The following is a 908-nucleotide window of genomic DNA, read 5'->3' as shown; positions in this document are numbered from 1 at the left end:
TATGAGCTACCGAGATATTCGAGGCCACATACAGGATATGTATGGCGTTGAAGTATCAGAGGCCACCATCACTGCCGTAACAGACCAACTGATACCAGAGCTTAAAGCATGGCAAGCGCGCAGCTTAGACACGCTTTACCCGTTTATCTGGCTTGATGCCATTCATTATAAGATTAAAGAAAATGGGCGCTACGTGAGTAAGGCTATTTATACCGTACTAGGTGTCAATATCGAGGGCCGCAAAGAGTTACTTGGTTTATATATCTCTGAAAGTGAAGGGGCTAACTATTGGCTATCAGTATTAACAGATTTACATAATCGTGGTGTATCCGATATTTTAATTGCCTGTGTTGATGGACTAAAAGGCTTCCCTGAAGCAATAGCAACAATCTATCCTGACGCCGAAGTGCAGGAGTGCGTTATTCATCAAATTCGTAATTCGATGAAGTATGTTGCTTCAAAGCACCAAAAAGAGTTTATGGCTGACTTGAAACCCGTTTATAAGGCAGCCACTAAAGATGCAGCAGAAGCCGCTCTCGCCGAATTAGATGCCAAATGGGGCAAGTTATACCCTATCGTTATCGAGTCTTGGCGTCGTAAGTGGGGCAATCTGTCGGTTTACTTCAAGTATCCAGATTACGTGCGTAAAGCTATTTATACCACAAATGCAATTGAAGCTGTACATCGCCAGTTTAGACGACTCACCAAGACTAAGGGAGCATTCCCTAATGAAAACAGCTTGATGAAATTATTGTATGCAGGCATATTGAATGCCTCGAAGAAATGGACAATGCCAATCCATAATTGGAATCTGACATTGTCGCAATTGGCCATCCACTTCGAAGGTAGGTTAGATGGTGTGCTAGATATTTAGCAACTTAGGCTGACACAGAATTCTGAACGCCCTC

1 protein-coding gene is annotated in these 908 nt (G+C 43.0%); it reads left to right on the top strand.

Features of this window, described 5'->3' with window-relative positions:
- On the top strand, positions 1 to 874 hold an 874-nt coding region (locus tag ND6B_RS0119050), incomplete at its 5' end, for an IS256 family transposase (protein ID WP_033102930.1).
- Positions 875 to 908 lie beyond the last annotated feature (34 nt).

Origin of the sequence: Pseudoalteromonas sp. ND6B, assembly GCF_000764215.1 — a bacterium.
GTDB lineage: Bacteria > Pseudomonadota > Gammaproteobacteria > Enterobacterales > Alteromonadaceae > Pseudoalteromonas > Pseudoalteromonas tetraodonis.
This window is presented reverse-complemented; position numbering and strand designations above follow the sequence as displayed.